Source organism: Streptomyces sp. NPDC030820 (genome assembly GCF_055572075.1).
Genome location: NZ_JBVIEB010000005.1, coordinates 363,385 through 382,704 on the forward strand (window position 1 = coordinate 363,385; position 19,320 = coordinate 382,704).

Consider the following 19,320-nt stretch of genomic DNA (forward strand, 5'->3'; position numbering starts at 1 on the left):
CAACGGCAAGAGGCACCATGGGAGTTGGGGGATCGGCGCAATGCGGGAACGGGACGACCCTGCGGTCATCGGACAGCGTGTACAGCAACTGCGCACCCAACGCGGACTGACACAGCGGCAGTTGGCGGAGCCCGCCTACACACCCGCCTACATCTCCACCGTGGAGGCCGGCCGGGTGCGGCCCTCCGACGAGGCGCTGCGGCACATCGCCGGCCGGCTCGGAGTGGAGTACGAGGAGCTGGCCGTCGGGCGGCCCGCCCACCTCGCCACCGACCTGCGGCTACGCCTCACCGAGGCCCAGCGGGTCCTCGCCGACGGCAGGGCGGAGGAGGCCGCCGGCCGGTACGCGGCGCTGCTCGCGGAGACGGAGACCCACGGGCTGGCCTGCGAGCAGGTCACCGCGCTGCTCGGCCTCGGCGAATGCGCCCTGGAGACCGGTGAGTTGGCGGCGGCCCGGGAGTTCTTCGAGCGTGCCGAGGCGCACCTGGCGGACGAGTCCCTGCCGGCGCGGGTGCCTGCCGTCCGGGGTCGCGCGGTCGCGCACTACCTCGCCGGTGAACTCAGGTACGCCGTATACCTCCTGGAATCCACCCTCGACGAGCTCAACCGAGGAGGACTGCACGACCCCGACGCCCTGCTCCTGCTCTACGCCAGCGTCATCGGCCCGTACATGGACATGGGCGCGCACGCCCGTGCCGCCCAGGCCGCCGAGTTCGCCCTCGCGCTCGCGCCGCAGGCCGGCGATCCCGCGCTGATCGCCCGGATGCACCGCTCGGTGGCCCGCACCCTGATCGCCGAGGGCCGGGTCACCGAGGCCGATGCATCCCTCGCCAAGGCGGCCGAGCTGTACCGCCGGCTGCGGCTGCGCACCGAGCTGGCCAACTGCCACTGGATGCGCGGATACGTCTGCGCCCAGAACGGCGAACTGGAACGCGCCGAGGCCGAGTTGCGCCAGGCGTACACCATGCTCTCGGAGAGCCGGGCCGCCCTGTACCGCAGCCAGGCCGCCGTGGAACTGGCCGACGTGCTGCACCGCCGAGGCAAGCCGGAGGAGGCCGCCGTACTCCTGGAGGGCGTCCTCGGCGACTTCTCCTCCGAGCGCGGCGCGGTCCACGCCGCAGCGGCACACCGGCTGCTCGGCATCATCGCCGAGGACGCCCGGGACACCGAGGCCGCCGAGGAGCACTACGTCCGCGCACTCAGCCTGCTGGAACGCGCGGGCGCCGCCGGCGACCTGGCCGACCTGTGCCGGCTCCTCGGCGACCTGCTGCGCCGCACGGGCCGTATCGACGCCGCCCTGGACGCCTACCGCACCGGCCTCGGCCACCGCACGACCCCGGGCACCACGACCCTGGGCCCGGCGCCGGCCCAGCCGCCGCTGTGACGCCCCGCGGATCACACCTGTGCCCGCCCCTGCTTGCGGATGTCCGTCAGGCGCAGGGCGCCGATCTGGACGGCGGCCTGGGTCGCGTCGTTCGGTACGTCGCCCAGGCTGCCGTTGGTGAGGGCGAAGGCGTCCGGGCCGACCCGGACGGCGGCCACGTCCAGGGTGAGCACGGCGTGCTGTCCCTGTTCGTTCGTGGCGGCGAGGCTGATCCGCAGGCCCTGGCGCGCGTCCCCGACCTGTGGCAGCGGGGCGTCGTTGACCCGGACGTCCTCCGTGATCCCGGTATCCGTGGTGGCCGTGAACCGCGCGCAGTGCGCCGGCATCGTCTTCAGCCAGGCGAGCGCCGCGTCCACGTCGGCGGGGCGGCGGGCGCCGATCTGGTAGCGCAGCTGGGCGTCGGTGTCGGCGTCGTCCAGGCCGATCGCGACGCGGGGCGGGCCGCCGAGGAGTTCGTCGGTGTAGAGCACGTCCATCAGGCGCCCGCACTCCGCCGCCGTGCTGGTCGCCTTCAGCAGGCCGTCCCGCCAGGTGGCCGCCCCGCGGGTCGCCGTCCAGGGGGCGCCGAGGTCGGCCTGGGTGATGAGCGCGGCCCGCGCCTGCTCGTCGGTGAGCGTGGCGCCGTTCCCCTGGCCGGACGCACGCGGTATCGGGGTCGGCTTGTCGATCGTGGGGAGGGGCTGGGGCGCGGTCGCCGGGTGCTTCAGGCCGAGGGCCGCGCAGGCGCCCATCGCGATGAGGCCGGCGGCTGTCAGGGTGAGCTGGAGGCGGGGGCGCGAGCGTATCGCCTCGATCAACGCGGTCAACGAGGTCATCGACGGCATTGAGGTGCCTCCTGGGGTGCGGGCCCGTGGTGCCTGTTGGCGTGCCTGTTCTCACGGCACCACCGCCCCGCCCGCCCCACCAGCGCTCCGGGCCGTACGGGTGAGGGTGCGGGGAAAATGCCTCGACCTTGGGTTTCGGGGGCTGTTACGGTCGCCGTATGCAGCGCGCCCAGCAGTACCACTCGTGCCCGAAGAGCACGACGACGCCGGAGACCGTCCCGGCGCGCTGACACCTGACCAGCATCGAAGCCCCGGGGCGAGCGCCCCGGGGCTTCGGCGTGCCGTGGGTGTTCGCCTCCCCCCAGCGAGGAGATCCACCCATGAACGACGCACTTCCCGACCACCGCCGCCTCGGCCGCGAGCTCGGCCTGTTCGACACCGACCCGCTGATCGGCGCGGGCCTGCCGTACTGGCTGCCCGACGGCGCGGTTGTACGGCACACCCTGGAGGAGTACATCCGCGAGGCCGAACGCCGGGCCGGGTACCGGCATGTGTACTCGCCCGCGCTCGGGAAACGGGAGCTGTACGAGATCTCCGGGCACTGGGACCACTACAGCGACGACATGTACCCGCCGATGAAACTGGGCCCCCATGAGTCCGAGGAGGTCGTACTGCGGCCCAGCCTCTGCCCCCACCACGCCCTGATCTACCGCTCCCGCTCCCACAGCTACCGGGAACTGCCGCTGCGCATCGCCGAGCTGGGCGGCATGCACCGTGCCGAACTCTCCGGCGTCCTCGGCGGTCTGACCCGCGTCCGCGCCATCCAGCTCAACGACGCGCACATCTTCTGCACCCTGGACCAGGCGGTTCAGGAGGCCCGCGGCGCGCTGGAGCTGATCGCCCGCGCCTATGCCGACCTGGGCATCGAGGCCGTACGGCACCGGCTGTCCCTGCCCGGCGAGGGCGGGAAGTACGTCGCCGATCCGGAGCTGTGGCGCCGGGCCACCGAACTGCTGCGGGAGGTCCTGGACGCGTCCGGCGTGGCGTACGAGGAGGCGGAGGGCGAGGCCGCCTTCTACGGCCCGAAGATCGACGTGCAGATCGCCGACCCGGCCGGCCGCGAGTCCACCCTGTCCACCGTGCAGATCGACTTCCACCAGCCGGCCCGCTTCGACCTGCACTACATCGGTGCGGACGGTGCCAGGCACCGGCCGGTCATGGTGCACCGCAGCATCATCGGCAGCGTCGAGCGGGCCGTCGCCCACCTGATCGAGGCGCACGCCGGAGCCTTCCCGGCCTGGCTGGCCCCGGTGCAGCTGGCCGTCCTGCCGGTCGGCGAGGAGCAGCTGGAGCAGGCGGCGGCGATCGTGCGCCAGGCCGTGGAGCTGGGCCTGCGCGCCGAACTCCTGGGCCCCGCCGAGGGCACCCTCGGCGCCCGGATCCGCGCGGGGCGTCTGGTGCCGTACCAGGCGGTGGTCGGCGCCCGGGAGGCCGGGGCGGGCCTGGCCGCCGTGCGGCTGCGGGACGGCCGCCGGCCCGGCGAGCTGCCGGTGCCGGAGCTGCTGTCCCGGATCGCCGCGCGGGTGGCCGCACGCGGCACCGCCCTGTGGGAGTGACCGCCGTGAGCCGAGGTCGGAACTGAACTAAGGTCGGCTTGACGGAAGGAGTCCGCCGTGACCGGTCAGCCCATCCCCGTGATCATCGACTGCGACACCGGGGTCGACGACGCCCTCGCCCTGCTGCTGGCCGTGCGCCACCCGGACCTGGATCTGCGGGCGGTCACCTGCGTGGCCGGCAACACGGACGTCGACGGCGTGGTCCGCAACACCCTGACCGTGCTGGAGCAGGCGGGCGCCCCGGACATCCCGGTGGGCCGGGGCGCCGAACGCCCGCTGATCGAACCGGCCCGCCCGGCACAGCATGTGCACGGCGCCGACGGCATGGGCGACCTGGGCCTTCCCGCGCCGCAGCGCACGGCGTCCGAGCTGGACGCCGTGGCACTCCTGCGCCGCGAGATCCTGGCCTCGCCGCGCCCGGTCACCCTGATCCCCACCGCGCCCCTGACGAACATCGCCCTGCTGCTGCGCACCCACCCGGAGGTGACCCGCAACATCGAGCGGATCGTCTTCATGGGCGGCGCGGTGACCGTCGGGAACGCCACGCCGGTCGCCGAGTTCAACGTCTGGCACGACCCGGAGGCGGCGGCGATCCTGCTCACGGCCGGGGTGCCCGTCACGATGTACGGCCTCGACGTCTTCATGCAGGTGGTCGTGCCCGCCCCGGAGGTCCACCGGCTGCGCACCAGCAGCGACCCCGGCACCCGGCTGGCCGGTGAACTGCTCGCCCACCGGCCGACCGCACAGGGCGAGGCCCCGGAGGCGGAGGAGGCGGGCGGCCTGGGTGACGCGGGCGCGGTGTGCGCGGTCGCCGACCCGCAGGGCATCACCACCCGCCTGCTGCCCGTCGAGGTGTCCCTGGCCCCCGGCCCGACCCGGGGCCAGACGATCGTCGACCGCCGCCCCCGCCCCGGCGAGTCCGAGATCCACGAGGGCAGGCGCGAACAGACCCTGGTGGACGTGGCGTTGGGGGTCGACGTGGACCGCTATGTGAAGCTGTACCTGGAGACGGTGGAGCGCCTTTAGGGTGCGAGACACCGACCTGGACGCCGGACACCACCGTCCGGCCGGCCTAACCCGCCGACGGGCTCGGCCCCGGCGAGGCGTTGCCGCCGGTCAGCCCGCCGAGGTCGACGGGCGTCGACGTGGCGTTCGGCGGCGGGGTGAGCACCACCTCCGGCTGGCCGGCGGCCGGGGGCGGCGGGGTCAGGTCGGAGGCGGGCAGCTTGGGCGGGGTGGTCTGCTGGAAGAGTGTCTGGTCGAAGTCGACCAGACCGGTCTTCTCCATCACCGTCATATGGTCCAGCACGGTGTTGTTGGCCTGGTCGGCGAGGGCGCGCACCAGCGAGTTCTTGGTGGTGGACCGGATCTTCGAGATCGTGTTGAAGATCGAGCCGTGGGTCATCCGCAGGATGTTGGCGAAGTCGCTGTCGAACTTCTTCCCGCTGTCCGCCTTCAACTGGCTGACGAAGCCCTGCTGTTGGGGGCTCGGCAGGTTGGGCAGCGTGATGTTCAGCATCGGCGCGATCTTGCGGCAGGTGGTGTCCAGCGCCGCGTGCCCGTCGACCAGGTGCTTGCTGGCCGTGATGACCGACGGTGTGGTGCCCTTCTGCAGTCCCATCTGCCCCACCGGGTACTCCCACAGACCGGCGGCTCGCACCTTCACCACGAAGTCCCGGTCCTGCTCGGTGAGCGGCCCCCACTGGGTGTTGGCGATGACGCGGTCCTGCGCGGTGGTCACCTTGCTCAGACCGAGCATGCTCGGGTAGGCGAGTGACACCAGGGTGACGGCCATCGCACCGCCCACGAAGAGCGTTCCCGTCGCGTTCCGCGAAAAGCGCACCGTGCCTCCTGCCCGGTCGTGGATCCCGCCCAGGGTGACGGTGCCGGGCGGTTCGGACGCACAGCAGTACGGATGGGGCGGCCGTTCGTATCGGTGCGGCGGGTAAAGATTTGTATCTGTGGTGCAGGTAAAGAAGAGTTGACCATTCCTCGGGAGAGGCGAGACCAAACGCTGGCATAGATTCGCCGCATGCCCCCACAGCCACCGCCCCGCATGCCCGCTGCCCTGCCCGTCCTGCCGTACCGCAAGCCCACCAAGGGTCGCGACTACTGGGTCTTCGACGACGTCCTGCCCGAGGTGGACGCCGTACGGGAGCGGTGCCTGGCCAAGGACGACTGGGTCAAGGGCTACCCCTACACCTCCGAGACCTGGCCCGGCCTGCGCGCCATGCCCGGCCTGGAACCCGCTGAACTCGCCCGCGTCGAGGCCCTGGTGAAGCAGGCCACCGGCGCGAAGAAGCTGTGGGTGCAGCAGGCGCCCGGCGGCGGCACCCTCAACCACAACTGCGTCCAGGTGGTCGGCGAGGGCGAGAGCGAGCCCCGCCCGCACACCGACTCCCGCGCTCTGTGCCGGTACGCCGCCGTGCTGTACCTGAACCCCGGTGTCCCCAAGAACTGCGGCACCGCCTTCTACCGCCAGTCACTGCCCGGTGGCCGGCTCGGCGGCAACATCGTCCAGGCCCCGCACAACAACCTCGTCGAGGCCCTCGGCACGAGGTTCGTCCCGGCCGACCATTTCGAGGAGGACGTCCGCGTCCCCCACAAGTACAACCGCCTCCTCCTCTACAACGCCAACCTGGTGCACAGCGCGACGGGTTACTGCGGCAAGGAACTGGAGGACAAGCGCATGACGGCGGTGTTCTTCTGGATGGCCTGACGGGTCACAGGAGCAGCAACAGCGTCGCCACGGTGATGCAGCCCGCGCACACCGCGAGGGTCACGGCGAGGCAGCGGCGTTTCAGGTCCTGGTAGCGGTGTTCGTACTCGGCGCGCAGCGACATGCAGCGGGCCGCGATGCGTTCCAGGTCGGCTCGGGAGCGGGCCAGGGCGTCGGCGGTGTAGCGGTGTTCGATGTCCTCGCGCTGGGCCGTCGTCAGCCACTCCAGGGGTCCGGTGAACTCCCGTGCGCGCTGCTCCGCGTCGGCGATGCGGGCCTGCCAGAGCAGGTATCCCTCCACCTCGTTGGCGAGCGCGTCGTCGGCTCCCTGCCTCGGCAGGCCGCTCACCCCCGTCCCCGGTCGGGCCGCGCCGGGACCTGGTGCTCGTGTTCCAGCATCGCGATGTCGGGGTGGTGCAGGTCGAACGCCGGGGACTCGCTGCGGATGCGCGGAAGGGTGACGAAGTTGTGCCTCGGGGGCGGGCAGGAGGTCGCCCATTCCAGGGAGCGGCCGTAGCCCCAGGGGTCGTCCACGGCGACCGGTTTGCCGTACCTGGCCGTCTTCCAGACGTTGTAGAGGAACGGCAGCATCGACAGGCCGAGCAGGAACGAGCCGATGGTGGAGACGGTGTTCAGGGTGGTGAAGCCGTCGGCCGCCAGGTAGTCGGCGTAGCGGCGCGGCATGCCCTCGGCGCCCAGCCAGTGCTGGACCAGGAAGGTGGTGTGGAAGCCGATGAACAGCGTCCAGAAGGTGATCTTGCCGAGGCGTTCGTCCAGCATCTTGCCGGTCCACTTCGGCCACCAGAAGTGGAAGCCCGCGAACATCGCGAAGACCACCGTGCCGAAGACCACGTAGTGGAAGTGGGCCACCACGAAGTACGAGTCGGAGACGTGGAAGTCCATGGGCGGGGAGGCGAGGATGACTCCCGTCAGGCCGCCGAAGAGGAACGTGACCAGGAAGCCCGCCGCCCAGAGCATCGGCGTCTCGAAGGACAGCGAGCCCTTCCACATCGTGCCGATCCAGTTGAAGAACTTCACACCGGTGGGCACGGCGATCAGGAAGGTCATGAAGGAGAAGAACGGCAGCAGCACACCGCCGGTGACGTACATGTGGTGGGCCCACACCGTCGCGGACAGGCCGGCGATGGAGATGGTCGCGGCGATCAGGCCCATGTAGCCGAACATGGGCTTGCGGGAGAACACCGGGATGATCTCGCTGATGATGCCGAAGAACGGCAGCGCGATGATGTACACCTCGGGATGGCCGAAGAACCAGAAGAGGTGCTGCCAGAGCAACGCTCCGCCGTTGGCGGAGTCGAAGACGTGGGCGCCGAACTTGCGGTCCGCCTCCAGCGCGAACAGGGCGGCCGCCAGGATCGGGAAGACCAGCAGGACCAGGACGGCGGTCAGCAGCACGTTCCAGCAGAAGATCGGCATGCGGAACATGGTCAGGCCGGGAGCGCGCATGCAGATGATCGTGGTGATGAAGTTGACCGAGCCGAGGATGGTGCCGAAGCCGGAGAAGGCCAGACCCATGATCCACAGGTCGCCGCCGAGTTCCGGCGAGTGGACCGCGTCCGTCAGCGGTGAGTAGGCGAACCAGCCGAAGGAGGCCGCGCCCTGCGGGGTGAGGAAGCCGCCCACCGCGATGAGCGAGCCGAACAGGTACAGCCAGTAGGCGAACATGTTCAGCCGCGGGAACGCCACGTCGGGCGCGCCGATCTGCAGCGGCATGATCCAGTTGGTGAAGCCGGCGAACAGCGGCGTCGCGAACATCAGCAGCATCACGGTGCCGTGCATGGTGAACAGCTGGTTGAACTGCTCGTTCGAGACGATCTGCAGGCCCGGCCTGGCCAGCTCGGCGCGCATGATCAGGGCCATCACGCCACCGATCAGGAAGAACGCGAAGGACGTCGCCAGATACAGCGTGCCGATCGTCTTGTGGTCGGTGGTCGTCAGCCACTTCACCACGACACTGCCGGGCTGCCTGCCCCGGACCGGCACCTCGCTCTCGTAGGCGTCCTCGGCCGCGGCGGCACCATGGGGTTCGTTGAGGATGCTCACAAGTCGTCTGTCTCCTGATGGTCGCGATCCGCGCACGCCATACGTCGGCTACTGGTCATCCTTTGCCGCGGGACGGCGTACGCGCCGCCCGACGCGCGGCCGACCGCGTGACGGATGCACCCGGACGGCCTAGCGGCGCCCTCGCCCGGGCCGGCTCGGCTGGTGCGCGGGGTGCGGGAGGTGCGGCTCGCCGTCGCGAGTGAGCCGGGCGACGGGCCGCCGGACCAGGGGAACGGGGTGCACCGGCCGCTCAACTCCCTGGAGGAGTCGTATCACTTGGTGACCTCGGTGGGGGCCGCCGTCGGCGAGGTCGAGGTCGTCCGGCGCACCGGCTCGATCACGTCCGCCCACATGCGGTCCGCCCAGGGGGCGCCCGGGACGCCCAGGCGCCCCGCCAGCCAGTCCTGCTCGCAGCAGGGGCAGACCGGGTGAGTCGTCATGGCGGGGAGCCGGCGTGTGTGGGGTGGCGGTGGGTGCGGTACGGATGCGGGCATGAGCAGTATCGCCATTGTGGGGGCCGGGCCGGGGCTCGGGGCCGCCGTTGCGCGGCGGTTCGGGCGGGAGGGGTTCGCCGTGGCCCTCTTCGCGCGGGAGCGGGAGCGGCTCGACGCGCTGGTGCGGGACCTCGGCGGCAGCGGGGTGACGGCCCGGGGGTTCGTCGCCGACGTGCGCAGGCCGGACGAGCTGGCCGCGGCTCTGGGGCGGGCGGCGGCCGAGGTCGGGACCATCGAGGTGCTGCAGTACAGCCCGGTGCCGCACCGGGACTTCATGCGGCCGGTGCTGGAGACCGGGCACCGGGAGCTCGTCGGGCCCATCGAGTTCTCCGTGTACGGACCCGTCGCCGCCGTGCAGCAGGTGCTGCCGGGGATGCGCCGGCTGGGGCGCGGGACGATCCTCCTGGTCAACGGCGGAACCGCCGTCGTACCGCACACCGAACGGGCCGGGACGTCCATCGCCTTCGCCGCGGAGAGCGCGTACGGCCATCTGCTGCACGAGCGGCTGGCCCGCGAGGGGATCCATGTCGGGCAGCTGGTGATCCCGGGGGCGATCACTCCCGGGCACGCGCGCAAGGATCCGGCCGTGCTGGCGGAGACGCTGTGGGGCATGCACCGGGACCGGCACGGGTTCCGGCACTTCGCCGACGATCTCGACGCCTGACCCGTCGTCCCTGCGCCGGCGGGCCACGGTCACCCTGCGGTGCCATGGGTTGTACGCCAATATGGTGATGTTGGCCGTATTGCTCTCTTCGAGGGGGCCACCGTGGCTGTCGAAATCCCCGCGATCATCAAGCCGTCCCGGCTCAGGAGCCGGGGCGGACTGCTGGGCGAGTGTCTGGCCGAGTTCCTCGGGACCTTCGTGCTCATCTCCTTCGGCTGCGGTGTGGTCGCGATGGCGGTCGCGGCACTGCCCGGTTCGGGCCGTGCCGCGACGCCCACCACGATCTTCCTGGCGGCCGGCGACTGGCTGCTGATCACCTGGGGCTGGGCGTTCGGCGTCGTCTTCGGTGTCTACGTCGGCGGCGGTGTGAGCGGTGCCCATCTGAACCCGGCGGTCACCCTGGCCATGGCGGCACGCCGCGGATTCTCCTGGGCCAAGGTCCTGCCGTACTGGTGCTCGCAGGTGGTCGGCGCGCTCACCGGCGCGGCGCTGGTGTACCTCGTCTATCACGACGCGATCCACGCCTATGACGCCGCCTCGACCGCGCCGAAGGTCCACGGGCACACGAACGCCACCTTCTCGATCTTCGCCACCTTCCCGGCGGCGTACTTCCACGGCGGCATCTGGGGGCCGCTGATCGACCAGATCGTCGGTACGGCGTTCCTGCTGATGCTGATCGCCGCCGTCCTCGACGTGCGCAACCAGGCCGTGAAGGCCAACCTCGCACCACTGGTCGTGGGCTTCGTCGTCGCCGCCATCGGCATGTCCTACGGCGCCAACGCGGGCTATGCCATCAACCCGGCCCGTGACTTCGGGCCGCGCCTGCTCACCTACGCGGAGGGCTGGGGCAGCCTCGCCTTCCCGGGCAGCGTGTCCGGCGTGTACAGCGGCTACTGGTGGATCCCGGTCGTCGGGCCGCTGATCGGCGGTGTGGTCGGGATCGTCGTGTACGACCTGTTCATCGGTGACGTCCTGCTGGTCCGGACCGAGCTGGCCGAGCCGCCGGAGCCGGGGCGGGCGACCGCGGTGCGCACCACCGACGAGGAGTAGCCCCCGCCCGCGGAAACGCGACGGCGGTCACAGCGGTCGGTTCGGCCAGTCCAGGAGGCGGGCGCCGATCACGGCCGTCTGGAGCATGTAGCGATGCGCCGGCTCGGCGGGATCCGCGCCGGTGAGTTTGTGGATGCGTTCCAGACGGTAGGTGAGCGCGCGGACGCTGAGGGAGAGCCGGCGGGCGGCCTCGGCGGCCACGCAGCCGGAGTCGAAGTAGGCGGCGAGCGTGTCCAGCAGGGGCACGGCACCGCCGCGGGCCCGGGTGAGCGGGCCGAGGGTGTGCGACACCAGGTCGACCAGCGCCTGCCGGTCCCGGGCCAGCACCGGGTAGACGAGCAGGTCGGCAGCCCGCAGCACCGGCCCGGCCAGGCCGAGCCGGCCGGCCATCTCCAGCGCGGCGAGGGCCTCCTCGTACGACTGCACCACCCCGCCGGCGCCGTGCTGCGGGCGGCCGATGGCGATCCGCGGTGCTGCACCGGCGGCGCCCGTCGCCGCGTACGCCTGCTTGGCGAAGTGGAGGAGGATCTCGTCCTCGTCGCCGGGCGCGACACACAGCAGCCGGCCGTTCTTGGTGGTGAGCAGGATGCTGCGGGAGTCGAAGCGGGCGAGCACGCCGGCCTCCACCCGGCGGGCGACGGTGCTGCCCTCGACGTAGGCGGACGGGCCCTCGGCGACGGCCACCGCGTGCGCCCGGGACAGGTGCAGGCCGAAGCGTTCGGCGCGCTCGGCGAGGCGGCCCAGGTCGCTGCGGCCGTAGAGCAGGTCGTCGATGAACTCCCGGCGTGCGGCCTCCTCACGGCGTACGGTGAGCCGCTGGGCACGTTCGTAGCCCTCGGCGAACGCGTCGACGGCCTGCTCGACGGCTGCCAGCGTGGCCAGGCTGCTCTCGGCCGAGCCGGGCACGGCCGGCCACGCGGCGCGGGTGGCGGCCAGATGAGCCACGATCAGCGCGCGCAGTCCGTGCCCGGCCTCGGCGGCCTGCTCGCCCAGGGTCCGCCGGGTCTTCAGCTCCTCCCTGGTCAGCCGCCGGCCGGTGGCCGAGACCTCGGCCAGTGTCCGGGAGAAACCGTCCAGATAGTGCTCGGGCGCATCGTGTATGTCGTGCTTGTCCCCCATGCCGGTACCGGCCCCCGTCCCCCGTGTTCCCGCGATCTTGACGTGCCGGTGACGTTTTCCTAACGCCTGTCCGGCATCCAGACCCTAGTGAACACTGCCGGACACCGGCAATGCGCGGGTGTATGCCCTGGCCGCACCATCTTCCGCGGGGAGCACTACGGAGGGTCGCGGTGCCGGACGCCGGCGGACGGCCGGTACGTCAGTACCGGCACGGGGGTCCGGTACACGGTCCGGCACCGCGATCCCGGGGGGCTCCGTACCTCATCGTCTGACGCAAGGACGTGTGTCATGGAAGTCCTCGGCGTGCTCGCCGCCGTCTGCCTCGTCGTCGTGGTGCTCGCGGTGCTCGCGTTCTCCCGGCTGTACCGCAAGGTGGACCAGAGCCAGGCCCTGATCGTGTCGAAGACGCGGCGGGTCGACGTGTCCTTCACCGGACAGGTCGTGCTGCCGATCGTGCACAAGGCCGAGGTCATGGACATCTCGGTGAAGACCATCGAGATCAGCCGCTCCGGCCGGGACGGTCTGATCTGCCGGGACAACATCCGCGCCGACATCCGGATCCTGTTCTTCGTCAAGGTCAACAAGACCGTCGAGGACGTCATCAAGGTCGCCCAGACCGTCGGCACCGAGCGCGCCAGCCACCAGGACACGCTGCAGGAACTGTTCCACGCGAAGTTCTCCGAGGCGCTGAAGACCGTCGGCAAGCAGATGGACTTCACCGACCTGTACACCAAGCGTGAGGAACTCCGTTACCACATCATCGAGTTGATCGGCATCGACCTCAACGGCTACCACCTCGAGGACGCGGCGATCGACTACCTGGAGCAGACCCCGCTCTCCCAGATGGACCCGGCCAACGTCCTCGACGCCGAGGGCATCCGCAAGATCACCGAGCTGACGGCGATCGAGCACGTGCGCACCAACGAGGCCCGCCGCAACGAGCAGAAGGAGATCACCCGCCAGGACGTCGACGCCCGCGAGGCCATCCTGGAGCTGGAGCGCCGGCAGGCGGACGCCGAGATCAAGCAGAAGCGGGAGATCGAGACCTCCCGGGCCCGCGAGGAGGCCGAGACCGCCCGCGTGGTGGAGGAGGAACGGCTGCGCGCCCAGGGCGCCTTCCTGCGCACCGAGGAGCACTTGGGGGTCCAGCGGGAGAACCAGGCCCGGGAGATCGCCGTCGCCGCGAAGAACCGCGAGCGGGTCATCGCCGTCGAGAACGAGCGCATCGAGAAGGACCGCCTGCTGGAGGTCATCGCGCGGGAGCGGGAGACCCAGCTGACGAAGATCGCCGCCGAGAAGGAGGTCGAGGCGGAGAAGCGGGAGATCGCCGAGGTCATCCGGGAACGGGTCGCGGTGGACCGTACGGTCGCCGAGCAGGAGGAGTCCATCAAGAAGCTGCGCGTGGTCGAGGAGGCGGAGCGCGAGCGGCAGGCGCTCGTCATCGCCGCCGAGGCGGAGGCGCAGGAGAAGCTGGTCAAGGACATCAAGGCCGCCGAGGCCGCCGAGCAGGCCGCCACGCACCGCGCCGCCGAGGAACTGACCCTCGCCGAGGCCCGACTCAAGACCGCCGACCTCGACGCACGGGCCAAGCTGCGGCTCGCCGAGGGTGTGCAGGCCGAGGCCGCCGCCGAGGGGCTCGCCGCCGTCCAGGTCCGCGACAAGGAGGCCGAGGTCACCGTGAAGGCCGGCCGCGCGGCGGCGGAGGCCACCGAGGCACGGCTGCGGGCCGAGGCCGAGGGCACCCAGGCCAAGGCGCTCGCCGAGGCGGAGGGCGCACGGGCGAAGGGCCTCGCGGAGGCCGAGGGTGCGCGGGCGGCCGCGGAGGCCACCGAGGCGCGGCTGAAGGCCGAGGCGGAGGGCGCACGGGCCAAGGGCCTGGCCGAGGCCGAGGGGACCAAGGCGAAGGCGCTCGCCGAAGCCACCGCCATCGGCGAGAAGCTGAAGGCCGAGGCCGCCGGTCTGACCGAGAAGGCGGCCGCGATGGCCGCGCTGGACGAGGCGTCGCGGGGCCACGAGGAGTACCGGCTCCGTCTCCAGGCGGAGAAGGAGATCCGGCTGGCCGGCCTGGAGACACAGCGGCAGGTGGCCGAGGCGCAGGCGACGGTGCTGGCGACCGGGCTGGAGAACGCCGACATCGACATCGTCGGCGGGGAGTCCGTCTTCTTCGACCGCCTGGTGTCCTCCATCTCCCTCGGCAAGGGCGTGGACGGCTTCGTCGCCAACTCCCGCACCGCGCAGGAGCTGGTGAAGCCCTGGCTGGACGGCTCGGGCAGCTTCACCGACGACCTCTCCCACATCCTCGGCTCGCTCGGCTCGGCGGACGTGCGGAACCTGACGGTGTCGGCGCTGCTGATGAAGCAGATCAAGAACGGCGGCCCGCAGACGGGACAGCTCCAGAAACTCCTCGACCGGGCGAGCGAACTGGGCCTGTCGGACACCCCGGTGACGGCCCTGAACGGAGGCAGTGCGCTGAACTGACGGCGGCATGCGGGCGTGGTCGGCTGCAGTTCCCCAGGGGCGCGGGGAACTGCGCGACCGGCCACGACGCACCCGCACCCGGCAGACGACGCGCAGCCCCGAGCTCGTAGCCGCACAGCCCACGAAGGGAAACGCATCCGCCATGGCAACCGATGGTGCCGTAGACGTCGGCACCTACGAGGTGCTGCGTGACCGGCTGGCTGCGCACGCCGCCGACCTGGCCCGGAGGGCGGACGCTCTCAACGCCCGCCGTGCCGAGGAGTTCGGCTCGGCGCGGCTGGACCTCGCGCGCACCGCTCGCCTCCGCACCGAGCACCCCTGCGCCCCGAGCGACATCGTGGCCGTAGGGAACGCCCTGCTCTTCGGCGGAACCGGCGGAGCCACAGACGTACTTGCGCTGTACGACCGTGAGGGGGCGCGGCTGCCCGAGGACGCCGTACCCGGACTCCTGGACGACCCGGCGTTCGGCAAAGAGTTCAGCGCGCTGCACCGCTACTACCGCGGAGCGAGCCTGCTGCGGCTGCGCCGGGTCGACGGCCGGCTGCTGGCGGTGTTCCGCACCGGCGAGAAGGCCGACGACGTCCGTGTGCTGCGCTGGAGCCTCGCCGAGGACGGCCGCGTGACGTTCCTGGACGCGCGCGGCGACCGCGACGACGTCTTCCCGCCGGCCCAGGACGTCACCTGGACGGAGACCACCCGCGAGGATCACGTCCTCGGCCGGGACCAGTACGTGGCCGTACCCGGGGGACTGGGGGTGACCACCGTCGGCGGCTCCCTCACCGTGCGCACCCCGGAAGGGGAGGAACTGTACGCCGAACCCGTGCAGGAGCCGCTGCAGGCACTCGCGGACGCGGAGGTCGGGCATGCGCGGGTCGGTGCGCTGGTGCTGCTGCGGGTGCGGCCGTACAAGGAGGAGGACGACCGGTACCTCGTGTTCGACACGCTGTCCCGGACCGTCGTCCGGCTCGACGGGATCGGGCAGGCGTGCCGGCGGCTGCCGGAGGAGCAGGGGATCGTCTTCCCGGGCGGGTACTGCCTGGCGGGCGGGACCCACAAGACGTACGACCTCGACGTGGACGGCCTGGAGTTCGAGCGGGAGGTCCGCGCGCCGAACGGCGAGGACGTGCTGTACGCCTTCCGGTCCCGGGCCGGCGGGCGCGCGCTGCTGCTGTCGTACAACACCCTGCGCAAGGAGGTCGCGAACCCGCTGCCGTGCCGGGGCTGGGCGCTGTTCGAGGACGGCGCGCTCGCCGTGCTGCGCGACGCGGGCGAGGAGCCGGCGCACACCCATCCGGTGCAGTGGTGGACCTCGCCGTACGTCTCCGACACGCACGCCGCCGCGCTGCGCACCGGCACCGGCGCGTTCGCCCGGGTCGGCAACGCGGACCTCGTGCGCGGGCTCGCCGACTGTCTGTCCGTGGCCCGGCTGGTCACCGACGGCATCGAGACCAGCGAGGGGTACCGGGCGCTGGTGGCCGCCTGTGTGCGGGCCGCCGACGCCCATCACTGGCTCGCCGATCCGGAACTGGGTGAGCTGGCCGGCCCGTTGGGCGAGGTCCGTACGGCCGCCGAGCAGGTGCTGGGCGAGTTCGAGACCGTACGGGAGCTGACCCGGCACGCCGCGGACGCCCTCGACGAGGCCGACGCACGGATCGCCGCCGTGGTGCGCCGGCTGCGCGGGGAGGCTCCGCGCGAGGCCGCCGCCTGGGTGCGGGGACTGACCGAACTCCGGCATGCGCACGGCCACTTGCTCACCCTGCGCGAGCTGCGGTACGTCGATGCCGCCCGGCTGGAGGAGCTGGCGGCCGCGGCGGAGGACGACCTCGCCGCCTTCGGGCGGCGCGCGGTGCAGTTCCTGGTGCGCGCGGACGCCTTCGCGGGGCAGCAGGCGCAGGTCGAGCGGCTGGTCGGGGAGGCGGCGGCCGTCGAGACCGTGGCCCAGGGCGCGCCCGTCGCCGCCCGGCTCGACGAGCTCGCCGACGGGCTGCGCACGGTCACCGAGGTGGTGACCGGCCTGGACATCGCGGACGCCACCGTCCGTACGGCCGTCCTGGAGCGGATCGCCGAGGTGCTGGGCGGCGTCAACCGGGCCCGGGCGACCCTGGACGCCCGCCGCCGCACCCTGCAGGAAACCGAGGGGCGGGCCGAGTTCGCGGCCGAGACCGCGCTGCTCGCCCAGGCGGTCACCGCCGCGCTCGCCGCGTCCGGCACGACCGAGGAGTGCGACGACCAACTCGCCTCCGTCCTGGCCCGGTTGGAGGATCTGGACGGCCGGTTCGCCGAGTTCGACGACTTCCTCGCCGAACTCGCCGACCGGCGCGCCGAGATCTACGAGGCGTTCGCCGCCCGCAAGCAGTCCCTCGCCGACGCCCGCGCCCGCCGCGCCGAGCAGCTCGCGCTCTCGGCGGGCCGCATGCTGGAGTCGGTCGCCCGCCGGGCCGCCACGCTGGCCGACGCCGACGCGGTCACCACGTACTTCGCCTCCGACCCGCTGGTCGCCAAGGTCCGCCGCACCGCCGACGAGCTGCGCGCCCTCGGCGACAGCGTGCGCGCCGAGGAGCTCGACGGCCGGCTGAAGTCCGCCCGCCAGGAGGCCGCCCGCACCCTGCGCGACCGAGCCGACCTGTACGCCGAGGACGGCCGCACCCTGCGGCTCGGCGGGCACCGCTTCGCCGTCAACACCCAGCCGCTCGACCTCACCCTCGTCCCGCACGGCGACACCCTGGCCTTCGCGGTGACCGGCACGGACTACCGCGCACCGGTGACCGACCCCGAGTTCGCCGTGTACCGCCCCTACTGGGACCGCCATCTGCCGTCCGAGTCGCCCGAGGTCTACCGCGCCGAGCACCTCGCCGCCCGGCTGCTCGCCGAGCACGGCCCGGCCGCCCTCGCCGCCGCCGACGACCTGCCGGGCCTGGTCCGCCGGGCGGCGCAGGAGTCGTACGACGAGGGCTACGAGCGTGGTGTCCACGACCATGACGCGACCGTCGTCCTCACCGCCCTGCTGCCCCTGTACGAGGGCGCCGGCACCCTGCGCCACGAGCCCGCCGCGCGTGCCGCCGCCCAGCTGTTCTGGGCGCACGGCACGACGGAGGAGGCCCGGACGGCCTGGTCCCGGCGGGCGGTGTCGCTGGCCCGGGCCCGGGACGCCTTCGGCGCCGTACCGGCCATCGGGGAGCTGGAGCGGGAGCTGGCGGCGGCGATCGAGGCGTGGGACGCGTCGGTGGCGGGCGAGCCGGCCGCCGCGTACCTCTTCGAGGAGCTGACCGGCGGCCCGGAGGGCTTCGTGCTCGGCGTCACCGCGCGCACCCTGCTGGAGAAGTTCCGGCACGCGGACGGGAGTTACCGCACCGACCTGGCGGGGCTGACCGACCTGGCCGCGCGCCGGCAGGTGGTGCACGCCTGGCTCGCCGCGTACGCCGGCGCCACCGGCACCGAGGCCGGGCCCGGCGAGCTGGCCGAGGCGGTCGCCGCCGAGCTCTGCCCCGGCCTGCCGCGCTACGACGGCGACGCCCCGCTGACAGCGACGGCCGAGGGCCTGCTCGGCACGCACCCGCGCGTGACCGGCGGCCGACTGGCCCTCCGCCTGGACGAGTTCCTGTCCCGGACGGCCCGGTTCGCGGCCGCCGAGGTGCCCGCCTTCCGCGCCTACCAGCGCCGCCGTACGGCCCTGGTGGCGGCCGAGCGCGACCGGCTCCGCCTGGACGACCACCGCCCGCGGGTGATGTCGGCGTTCGTCCGCAATCGCCTCGTCGACGAGGTGTACCTGCCCCTGATCGGCGACAGCCTGGCCCGGCAGCTCGGCGCCACCGGTGAGTCGAAACGCACCGACACCGGCGGCCTGCTCCTGCTCGTCTCCCCGCCCGGCTACGGCAAGACGACCCTCATGGAGTACGTCGCCGACCGGCTCGGCCTGATGCTGGTCAAGGTCAGCGGGCCCGCGCTCGGCCACACCGTCACGTCACTGGACCCCGTCGACGCCCCGAACGCCACCGCCCGCCGCGAGATCGAGAAGATCAACTTCGCGCTGGCGGCCGGCAACAACACGCTTCTGTACCTGGACGACATCCAGCACACCTCGCCGGAGCTGCTGCAGAAGTTCATCCCGCTGTGCGACGCGACCCGGCGGGTGGACGGCGTGTGGGACGGCGAGCCGCGCACCTACGACCTGCGCGGCAAGCGTTTCGCGGTCTGCATGGCCGGCAACCCCTACACCGAGTCCGGCGAGCGCTTCCGCATCCCCGACATGCTCGCCAACCGCGCCGACGTGTGGAACCTCGGTGACGTCCTCACCGGCAAGGAGGACGTCTTCGCGCTCAGCTTCGTGGAGAACGCCCTCACCGCCAACCCGGTGCTGGCCCCGCTCGCCGCCCGCGACCGGGCCGACCTGGACGTCCTGGTACGGCTGGCCGACGCCGACCCGACGGCCCGCGCCGACGGCCTGAGCCGAACGATGCCGGCGGCCGAACTGGACGCCGCGGTGGCCGTGCTGCGGCATGTGATGGCGGTCCGTGCGACGGTGCTGAAGGTGAACGAGGCCTACATCGCCTCCGCTGCCCAGTCGGAGGAGGCCCGCACGGAACCCCCCTTCCGCCTCCAGGGCTCCTACCGCGACATGAACCGGATCGCCGGGCGCCTGCGTCCGGTCATGAACGACACCGAACGCGAGGCCGTCGTCGACGACCACTACACGGCCGAGGCCCAGACCCTCACCACCGGCGCCGAGGCCAACCTGCTGAAACTCGCCGAACTGCGCGGCACGCTGAGCCCGGCGCAGGCGGCCCGCTGGACCGAGGTGAAGACCGCCCACGTCCGCGCCCGCACCCTCGGCGGACCCGAGGAGGATCCCGTCAGCCGGGCGGTGTCCGCGCTGGGACTGCTCGCGGACCGGATCGCGGCGGTGGAGTCGGCGATCGCGATCGCGATCGCGCTCGCGCGGGAGCGGTGAGCGGGTGCGGGGTGCGGGTG

Annotated in this window: 14 protein-coding genes; 8 read left to right on the forward strand and 6 right to left on the reverse strand. The window is 72.4% G+C overall.

Translation table 11 applies throughout. The features are described 5' to 3' along the window. Positions 1–40: 40 nt before the first annotated feature. Positions 41–1,384 (forward strand): helix-turn-helix domain-containing protein, encoded by a 1,344-nt coding sequence (locus ACZ418_RS16665; RefSeq protein ID WP_468362898.1) that lies wholly within the window; start codon positions 41–43, stop codon positions 1,382–1,384. A gap of 11 nt (positions 1,385–1,395) precedes the next feature. On the opposite strand, the gene ACZ418_RS16670 is transcribed toward ACZ418_RS16665, so the two are convergent. Then, complete coding sequence (locus ACZ418_RS16670) at positions 1,396–2,199, reverse strand: hypothetical protein (protein ID WP_468363212.1); 804 nt, start codon at positions 2,197–2,199, stop codon at positions 1,396–1,398. A gap of 329 nt (positions 2,200–2,528) precedes the next feature. On the opposite strand from ACZ418_RS16670, the gene thrS reads away from it, so the two are divergent. After that, on the forward strand, positions 2,529–3,764 hold the full coding sequence (gene thrS, locus ACZ418_RS16675) for a threonine--tRNA ligase (protein WP_468362900.1): 1,236 nt from the start codon (positions 2,529–2,531) through the stop codon (positions 3,762–3,764). A 57-nt stretch (positions 3,765–3,821) separates the two neighbouring features. Beyond that, a complete protein-coding gene (locus ACZ418_RS16680; protein ID WP_468362902.1) occupies positions 3,822–4,790 on the forward strand; it encodes a nucleoside hydrolase in 969 nt (322 codons plus the stop codon). A gap of 46 nt (positions 4,791–4,836) precedes the next feature. Here the strand turns inward: ACZ418_RS16680 and ACZ418_RS16685 are convergent, their stop codons facing one another. Further along, positions 4,837–5,559 carry a DUF4142 domain-containing protein gene (locus tag ACZ418_RS16685; RefSeq protein ID WP_468363214.1) on the reverse strand — a complete coding sequence of 241 codons (723 nt, stop codon included), beginning with the start codon at positions 5,557–5,559 and terminating at the stop codon, positions 4,837–4,839. A 237-nt stretch (positions 5,560–5,796) separates the two neighbouring features. On the opposite strand from ACZ418_RS16685, the gene ACZ418_RS16690 reads away from it, so the two are divergent. Then, entirely contained in the window at positions 5,797–6,483 is a 687-nt protein-coding gene (locus tag ACZ418_RS16690; RefSeq protein WP_468362904.1) for a DUF6445 family protein, read from the forward strand. Between the two features lie 4 nt (positions 6,484–6,487). Here ACZ418_RS16690 and ACZ418_RS16695 read toward each other — a convergent pair whose 3' ends face one another. From ACZ418_RS16695 to ACZ418_RS16705, 3 genes are all read right to left on the reverse strand, one after another. After that, on the reverse strand, positions 6,488–6,832 hold the full coding sequence (locus tag ACZ418_RS16695) for a cytochrome C oxidase subunit I (RefSeq protein WP_468362906.1): 345 nt from the start codon (positions 6,830–6,832) through the stop codon (positions 6,488–6,490). Next, the gene (gene ctaD / locus ACZ418_RS16700) at positions 6,829–8,547 is read right to left on the reverse strand and encodes an aa3-type cytochrome oxidase subunit I (RefSeq protein ID WP_468362908.1); all 1,719 of its coding nucleotides are present in this window, start codon (positions 8,545–8,547) and stop codon (positions 6,829–6,831) included. Before ctaD ends, ACZ418_RS16695 begins: the two co-directional genes overlap by 4 nt. 272 nt (positions 8,548–8,819) lie before the next feature. Next, entirely contained in the window at positions 8,820–8,987 is a 168-nt protein-coding gene (locus ACZ418_RS16705; RefSeq protein WP_468362910.1) for a hypothetical protein, read from the reverse strand. 52 nt (positions 8,988–9,039) lie between these two features. Between ACZ418_RS16705 and ACZ418_RS16710 the strand changes: the two genes are divergently transcribed. After that, complete coding sequence (locus ACZ418_RS16710) at positions 9,040–9,705, forward strand: SDR family NAD(P)-dependent oxidoreductase (RefSeq protein ID WP_468362912.1); 666 nt, start codon at positions 9,040–9,042, stop codon at positions 9,703–9,705. 102 nt (positions 9,706–9,807) lie between these two features. Further along, positions 9,808–10,755: an MIP/aquaporin family protein gene (locus ACZ418_RS16715; protein ID WP_468362914.1), complete on the forward strand. Its 948-nt coding sequence runs from the start codon at positions 9,808–9,810 to the stop codon at positions 10,753–10,755. A 27-nt stretch (positions 10,756–10,782) separates the two neighbouring features. On the opposite strand, the gene ACZ418_RS16720 is transcribed toward ACZ418_RS16715, so the two are convergent. Next, on the reverse strand, positions 10,783–11,874 hold the full coding sequence (locus ACZ418_RS16720; protein WP_468362916.1) for a PucR family transcriptional regulator: 1,092 nt from the start codon (positions 11,872–11,874) through the stop codon (positions 10,783–10,785). 288 nt (positions 11,875–12,162) lie between these two features. Here ACZ418_RS16720 and ACZ418_RS16725 point away from each other — a divergent pair, with 288 nt between their 5' ends. Further along, positions 12,163–14,352, forward strand: a complete 2,190-nt coding sequence (locus ACZ418_RS16725) for a flotillin family protein (protein ID WP_468362918.1) — start codon at positions 12,163–12,165, stop codon at positions 14,350–14,352. 142 nt (positions 14,353–14,494) lie between these two features. Then, positions 14,495–19,300: a DNA repair ATPase gene (locus tag ACZ418_RS16730; RefSeq protein WP_468362920.1), complete on the forward strand. Its 4,806-nt coding sequence runs from the start codon at positions 14,495–14,497 to the stop codon at positions 19,298–19,300. The last annotated feature ends 20 nt before the right edge of the window (positions 19,301–19,320 follow it).

Coding starts and splice junctions, on each gene's coding strand:
- ACZ418_RS16665 (WP_468362898.1), top strand. CDS start 41: ATGCGGGAACGGGACGACCCTGCGGTCATCGGACAGCGTGTACAGCAA.
- ACZ418_RS16670 (WP_468363212.1), bottom strand. CDS start 2,199: ATGACCTCGTTGACCGCGTTGATCGAGGCGATACGCTCGCGCCCCCGC.
- thrS (WP_468362900.1), top strand. CDS start 2,529: ATGAACGACGCACTTCCCGACCACCGCCGCCTCGGCCGCGAGCTCGGC.
- ACZ418_RS16685 (WP_468363214.1), bottom strand. CDS start 5,559: ATGGCCGTCACCCTGGTGTCACTCGCCTACCCGAGCATGCTCGGTCTG.
- ACZ418_RS16690 (WP_468362904.1), top strand. CDS start 5,797: ATGCCCCCACAGCCACCGCCCCGCATGCCCGCTGCCCTGCCCGTCCTG.
- ACZ418_RS16705 (WP_468362910.1), bottom strand. CDS start 8,987: ATGACGACTCACCCGGTCTGCCCCTGCTGCGAGCAGGACTGGCTGGCG.
- ACZ418_RS16710 (WP_468362912.1), top strand. CDS start 9,040: ATGAGCAGTATCGCCATTGTGGGGGCCGGGCCGGGGCTCGGGGCCGCC.
- ACZ418_RS16720 (WP_468362916.1), bottom strand. CDS start 11,874: ATGGGGGACAAGCACGACATACACGATGCGCCCGAGCACTATCTGGAC.
- ACZ418_RS16725 (WP_468362918.1), top strand. CDS start 12,163: ATGGAAGTCCTCGGCGTGCTCGCCGCCGTCTGCCTCGTCGTCGTGGTG.
- ACZ418_RS16730 (WP_468362920.1), top strand. CDS start 14,495: ATGGCAACCGATGGTGCCGTAGACGTCGGCACCTACGAGGTGCTGCGT.